The organism is Variovorax sp. P1_H12_2 (assembly GCF_056405335.1).
Genome location: NZ_JBFUCI010000393.1, coordinates 1 through 6,158, shown reverse-complemented (window position 1 = coordinate 6,158; position 6,158 = coordinate 1). Strand labels below are relative to the sequence as shown.

Annotated in this window: 6 protein-coding genes and 2 pseudogenes; 1 reads left to right on the top strand and 7 read right to left on the bottom strand. The window is 67.4% G+C overall.

Going from position 1 to position 6,158, the window contains the following annotated elements:
* A pseudogene (locus tag AC1D2K_RS28095) lies at window positions 1-380 on the top strand (MATE family efflux transporter); the annotation flags it as partial.
* Here the strand turns inward: AC1D2K_RS28095 and phoR are convergent.
* The 7 genes and pseudogenes from phoR to AC1D2K_RS28060 all read right to left on the bottom strand — a co-directional run.
* Entirely contained in the window at window positions 364-1,704 is a 1,341-nt protein-coding gene (gene phoR / locus AC1D2K_RS28090) for a phosphate regulon sensor histidine kinase PhoR (protein ID WP_478092823.1), read from the bottom strand. The pseudogene AC1D2K_RS28095 and the gene phoR overlap by 17 nt on opposite strands.
* Before the next feature lie 56 nt (window positions 1,705-1,760).
* Window positions 1,761-2,453, bottom strand: coding sequence for a phosphate regulon transcriptional regulator PhoB (gene phoB, locus AC1D2K_RS28085; protein WP_442283080.1), 693 nt, complete (start codon window positions 2,451-2,453; stop codon window positions 1,761-1,763).
* A 16-nt stretch (window positions 2,454-2,469) separates the two neighbouring features.
* On the bottom strand, window positions 2,470-3,171 hold the full coding sequence (gene phoU / locus AC1D2K_RS28080; RefSeq protein WP_478092820.1) for a phosphate signaling complex protein PhoU: 702 nt from the start codon (window positions 3,169-3,171) through the stop codon (window positions 2,470-2,472).
* Window positions 3,172-3,181: 10 nt separating this feature from the next.
* Window positions 3,182-3,961: a phosphate ABC transporter ATP-binding protein PstB gene (pstB, locus tag AC1D2K_RS28075; protein WP_478092819.1), complete on the bottom strand. Its 780-nt coding sequence runs from the start codon at window positions 3,959-3,961 to the stop codon at window positions 3,182-3,184.
* A 6-nt stretch (window positions 3,962-3,967) separates the two neighbouring features.
* Complete coding sequence (gene pstA / locus AC1D2K_RS28070) at window positions 3,968-4,852, bottom strand: phosphate ABC transporter permease PstA (RefSeq protein WP_478092817.1); 885 nt, start codon at window positions 4,850-4,852, stop codon at window positions 3,968-3,970.
* Window positions 4,849-5,919: a phosphate ABC transporter permease subunit PstC gene (gene pstC / locus AC1D2K_RS28065; RefSeq protein WP_478092816.1), complete on the bottom strand. Its 1,071-nt coding sequence runs from the start codon at window positions 5,917-5,919 to the stop codon at window positions 4,849-4,851. The genes pstA and pstC overlap by 4 nt, the downstream gene beginning before the upstream one ends.
* Before the next feature lie 17 nt (window positions 5,920-5,936).
* Window positions 5,937-6,158 (bottom strand): annotated as a pseudogene (locus AC1D2K_RS28060) (phosphate ABC transporter substrate-binding protein PstS); the annotation flags it as partial.

Here is a 6,158-nt window from a genome sequence, read left to right as displayed (position 1 = left end):
TCGCGCTGCTGTTCGCCGCCGCGATGGCCACGCTGCGCTGGCAGCTCGCGGACATCTACTCGGCCAACCCGGCGGTGGTCGCGCTCGGCGCCACCCTGCTGCTGGCCACCGCCATCTATCACTTCGCGGATGCACTGCAGACGCTGTGCGTCTTCGTGCTGCGCTGCTACCGCGTCACCGTGCTGCCGCTGGTGCTCTATTGCACGCTGCTGTGGGGCGTGGGACTTGGCGGCAGCTACCTGCTGGCCTATCGCGGGTTCGGCCCCTGGACAGCGATGCACTCGCCGCTGGCCTTCTGGATGATGGGGGCACTGGCGCTGGCCCTGACGGCCGGGCTGTTCATCACGCTGCTGGCGTTCACGCTCAGGCAACGACGCTGAGCGGCGAAGCCTGCCGCAGGCGCGCCACCGGAAACACGAGCGCGAACCGCGAACCCTTGCCGAGCGTGCTCTCGATGCGCAATTCGGCCCCGTGGCGCTGCGCGATGTGCTTCACGATCGCCAGGCCGAGGCCGGTGCCGCCGGTCTCGCGCGAGCGGCTGCGGTCGACGCGGTAGAAGCGCTCGGTGAGGCGCGGCAGGTGCTCCGCAGCGATGCCGGGACCGCTGTCGCGCACCGCGTACTCGCCTCGGCCGTCGGGCAGCAGGCGCCAGATCACCTCGATTTCGCCGCCGCCGGGCGTGTAGCGGATGGCATTGCTCACGAGGTTGGACATCGCGCTCTGCAGCTCGGTCGGTCCGCCGGCGATCTCGGAGTCGGCCTCGATCGAGAACGACAGCCGGTGACCCTGAGAGGACAGCCGGCTCGACAGCCCCCTGCCCTCGTCCTCGCATTGCGCCATCAGGGCCCGCACGCGGGTCCAGCGATGGGCCGGCGGGGCCGCGCTGCCTTCCAGCCGCGACAGGGTCAGCAGGTCGTTGACCAGCGTCTCCATGCGGTGCGACTGCTGGCCCATGAGCGCCAGATAGCGGGCCCGCTCCTCGGCATCGAGCGGCAGGTTCTGCAAGGTCTCGACGAAGCCGGCCAGCACCGTCAACGGCGTGCGGATCTCGTGCGAGACGTTGGCGACGAAATCGCGCCGCATGGCCTCGGCCTGCTCGAGCGAGGTGATGTCGCGGGTCAGCAGCATGCGGCGATTGCCGGCGTAGGGGTGCACCTGCACCGACAGCCGCGCCGGATGGCCGCGATGCTGCGGGGCCTGCGCCGGGGCATCGATGACCACGTCGCGGCTGTAGTTCCAGGAGGCCAGGTAAGCGACGAAGGCCGGGTCGCGCACCAGGTTGGCCAGGTGCTGGAGCAGGTCGCGTTCGGCGTCGATCCCGAACTGGCCGGCGGCGGTCTGGTTGCACCATTCGATGCGCCCCTGCTCGTCGAGCAGCACGACGCCGTTCGGCGAAGCCTGGATGGCGGCAAGAAACTCCTGCAGCCGGTCCTCGGCCTGGCGGGTCTGCTGCTCGCGCTCGCGCAGCAGCTTGCGGATGCGCTCGGACAGCTCGCCCCAGACGCCGGGCCCGCGCGACGGCAGGCCGGCGACGTCCTTGCGCAGCACGTTCAGCAGCCGCTGGGCGCGCCAGGCGTCGAGCAGCAGCCACACCAGCGCGCCGAGCCAGCTGCCGAGCCAGGCATGGTGCCAGCCCAGCAGCGCCGCGGCCGCGCCGCCGCCAAGGGCGGAAGCCGTGAGGAAAGTGGCGATACGAAACGGCATGCAGAGCAATTATCCCGCCCGGTCGCAGCCGACCGGGCCTCTGGCGCGTTGGATTTTCAGACCGTGGCCTGGGCAGTGAGCCGGTAGCCCGCGCCGCGCACGGTCTCGACCATCGGCGCGGCGGCACCGAGCGACTCGCGCAGGCGTTTGACGTGAACGTCGACCGTGCGTTCCTCGATGTAGACGTGGTCGCCCCACACCTTGTCGAGCAGCTGGGCGCGGCTGTGGACGCGCTCGGCGTGCTGCATCAGGAAGCCCAGCAGCTTGAACTCGGTCGGCCCGACCTTCAGCGGCGCCCCTTGCCAGGTGACGCGATGGGTGGCGGTATCGAGCGCCAGTTCGCCGATCTCGACCCGTTCGGCCACCGCTTCGGGTGCCCGGCGGCGCAGCACGGCGCGGATGCGCGCCAGCATCTCCTGCGTGGAGAAGGGCTTGGTGATGTAGTCGTCGGCGCCGGCATCGAGCCCGGCCACCTTGTCGGGCTCATCGCCGCGCGCGGTCAGCATCAGGATCGGGATGGCCTTGGTGCGCGGGTCCTTGCGCCATTGGCGGGCCAGCTGCAGTCCGCTCTGGCCCGGCAGCATCCAGTCGAGCAGCACCAGGTCGGGCAGGAAGGCATCGATCTCGCGCTGCGCCGCCGCGCCGTCCTCGGCCCAGATCGGCTCGAAGCCGTTGTGACGCAGGTTGACGGCGATCAGCTCGGCGATCGAGGACTCGTCTTCGACGATCAGGATCCTAGGTTTCTTCATGAATTGCAGGCGAACTTCATTGCAGTGCCGACTCGATCTCCTGCATCGAAGTGTGCCGCACATCGGCACCCTTGACGATGTAGATGATGAACTCGGCGATGTTCTTGGCGTGGTCGCCGATGCGCTCGATGGCCTTGGCGAGGAACAGCAGGTCGAGGCTGGCGGAGATCTTGCGCGGGTCTTCCATCATGTAGGTGACCAGCTTGCGCACGAAGCCGTCAAACTCCTTGTCGATCAAGTCGTCGTCCTTGAGGATCGACAGCGCCGCCGCGGTGTCCAGCCGCGCGAAGGCGTCGAGCGCCTTGCGCAGAAGGCCCGAGGCCAGGTCGGCGGCGATGCGCAGCTCGGACGAGGGCAGCGCGCGGGCCGATCCGCTCTCGATGATCGACTTGACCATGCGCGCGATCTTGTTCGCCTCGTCGCCCACGCGCTCGAGGTTGGCGGTGGTCTTGGAGATCGCGATCAGGAGGCGCAGGTCGCGCGCGGTCGGCTGGCGGCGGGCGATGATCGACGACAGTTCGCGGTCGATCTCGATCTCCATCGCGTTGACGCGGTGCTCGGTCTCGGTGACGCGCTCGGCCGCCTCGGCGTCGAACTCCTGCAGCGCGTAGACCGCCTGGTGGATCTGGGCCTCGACCATCCCGCCGAGCTCCATCACGCGCGAGGACACGGTGTTGAGTTCGCTGTCGAACTGGCTGGAAAGGTGCTTTTCGGTCATGTCTGTCCCCTTAGCCGAATCGGCCGGTGATGTAGTCCTCGGTCTCCTTGCGCTTCGGCTTGAAGAAGAGGTCTTCGGTCGCGCCGAACTCGATCAGGTCGCCCAGGTACATGTAGGCGGTGTAGTCGCTGCAGCGCGCCGCCTGCTGCATGTTGTGCGTCACGATCACCACGGTGTACTCGCTTTTGAGCTCGGCGATCAACTCCTCGATTTTCGCCGTGGAGATCGGGTCGAGTGCCGAGMAGGGTTCATCGAGCAAGAGCACTTCCGGCTTGATCGCGATGCCGCGCGCAATGCACAGGCGCTGCTGCTGGCCGCCCGAGAGCCCCGAGCCGCTTTGCTGGAGCTTGTCGCGCACTTCCGTCCAGAGCGCGGCTTTCTTCAGCGCCCATTCGACCCGGTCGTCCATCTCGGACGCGCTCAGGTTCTCGAACAGCTTCACGCCGAAGGCGATGTTGTCGTAGATCGACATCGGGAACGGCGTCGGCTTCTGGAACACCATGCCGACCTTGGCGCGGATCAGCGCCACGTCCTGCTTGGAGGTCAGCAGGTTCTCGCCGTCGAGGGCGATCGTGCCTTCGGCGCGCTGCTCCGGATAGAGCTCGAACATGCGGTTGAAGGTGCGCAACAGCGTSGACTTGCCGCAGCCCGASGGGCCGATGAAGGCGGTCACCTTGTTCTCGGGAATCTCGAGGTTGATGCCCTTGAGCGCGTGGAACTTGCCGTAGTAGAAGTTCAGGTCCTTGACCGAGATCTTCGAGCGCGTCGGCTGGGCGAGAGTGGTGGGCATGATTATTTAGAGCTTGTTGCGCGTGAGGATCCGCGCGAGGATGTTGAGCGCCAGCACCGCGACCGTGATCAGGAACACGCCGGCCCAGGCCAGCTGCTGCCAGTTCTCGTACGGGCTCATCGCGAACTTGAAGATGGTCACCGGCAGGCTGGCCATCGGCTGCGTCACGTCGGAGGTCCAGAACTGGTTGCTGAGCGCGGTGAAGAGCAGCGGCGCGGTTTCGCCGGCGATGCGGGCCACCGCCAGCAGCACGCCCGTCACCACCCCGGCGCGCGCCGCGCGCAGCGTGATGCTCAGGATCACCTTCCACTTGGGCGTGCCCAGCGCGTAGGCCGCTTCGCGCAGGCCCGGCGGCACCAGCTGCAGCATGTTCTCGGTGGTGCGAATCACCACCGGGATCACGATCAGCGCCAGCGCCAGCGAGCCGGCCAGCCCCGAGAAGGACTTGAAGTAGGCCACCACCACCGCATAGACGAACAGACCGATCACGATCGAGGGCGCCGACAGCAGGATGTCGTTGACGAAGCGCACGATGGTCGACAGCCAGCCCTTGACGTTGTACTCGGCCAGATAGATGCCGGCCATGATGCCGATCGGAGTGCCGACGAAGGTCGCCAGCAGCACCATCACGAGCGAGCCGAAGATCGCGTTGGCGATACCGCCGGCCTCGTTCGGCGGCGGCGTCATCTCGGTCAGGGTGCTGAGCGCCAGGCCGCCGACGCCCAGGCGCAGCGTTTCCCAGAGGATCCAGACCAGCCAGAAGACCCCGAAGGCCATCGCGGCCAGCGAGAGCGTCAATGCGATGAAGTTGACCCGCTTGCGGCCGGCGAAGCGCGCCGCGCGCGTCTCGTCCAGCGTCTTGGCGTTCAGGAGGCGTTCCGCGGTGGTCATGACTTGGTGCCCTCGCTCTTCTTCATGCGCTGCAGCAGCAGCTTGGACAGCGACAGCACCACGAAGGTGATGAAGAACAGCACCAGGCCGAGGTACATCAGCGAGGCCTGGTGCAGGCCGGCGCCGGCTTCGGCGAACTCGTTGGCCAGTACCGAGGTGATGCTGTTGGCCGGCTCGAAGACCGACAGCGAATTGAGCTGGTTGGTGTTGCCGATCACGAAGGTGACGGCCATCGTCTCGCCCAGCGCGCGGCCCAGGCCGAGCATGATGCCGCCGATGACGCCGGCCTTGGTGTAGGGCAGGACGACCTTGGAAACCACTTCCCAGGTGGTGGAGCCGAGCCCGTAGGCCGATTCCTTGAGCAGCGGCGGCGTGACCTCGAACACGTCGCGCATCACCGAGGCGATGAACGGAATGATCATGATCGCCAGGATGATGCCGGCCGACAGGATGCCGATGCCCACCGGCGGGCCCGCCACCAGCGCGCCCAGATAGGGCACGCCCTCGAACAGCTTCTGCAGCGGCTGCTGCACGTAGGTCGAGAGGATCGGGCCGAACACCAGCAGACCCCACATGCCGTAGACGATCGACGGCACCGCGGCGAGCAACTCGATCGCGGTGCCGAGCGGCCGCTTGAGCCAGGCCGGCGACATCTCGGTGAGGAACAGCGCGATGCCGAAGCTCACCGGCACCGCGATCAGCAGCGCGATCAGCGAGGTGGCCAGCGTGCCGTAGATCATCACCAGGCCGCCATACTCGTCCTTCACCGGATCCCAGACGCTGCTGGTCAGGAAACCGAGGCCGAACTTGGAAATGGCGGGCCAGGCGCCGACAAGCAACGACAGCAGGATGCCGATCAGCATCGCGAGCGTCAGCAGCGCGGCGCCTTTGGCGGCCCAGCCGAACAGGCGATCGGTGGCGGGGCCGCTGCGCGGCCGCTTGGCCGGGGGCGGGCCGGCTTGGGCACGGGCGCGCTCGGCCGGGAGGTCGAGCGTGGTGGCGCTGGCTGGGAATGTGGATGACACGTGTCGCTCCGAAGCCGGCGCGCGATCAAGCGGTGTGCTCATATGCGCGCCGAGGTGGCTTACTTGATCGCGACGGGCTTGCCCGAGGCGTCCTTGATCTCGCCCCAGGCGGTGGCGATCGCGCCCTTGACCTTGTCGGGCATCGGCACGTAGTCGAGGTCGCCGGCGGTCTTGTCGCCGTTCTTGTAGGCCCAGTCGAAGAACTTGAGCGTGGTCGTGGCCTGCACCGGCTTGTCCTGCAGCTTGTGCATCAGGATGAAGGTGGCGCCGGTGATCGGCCA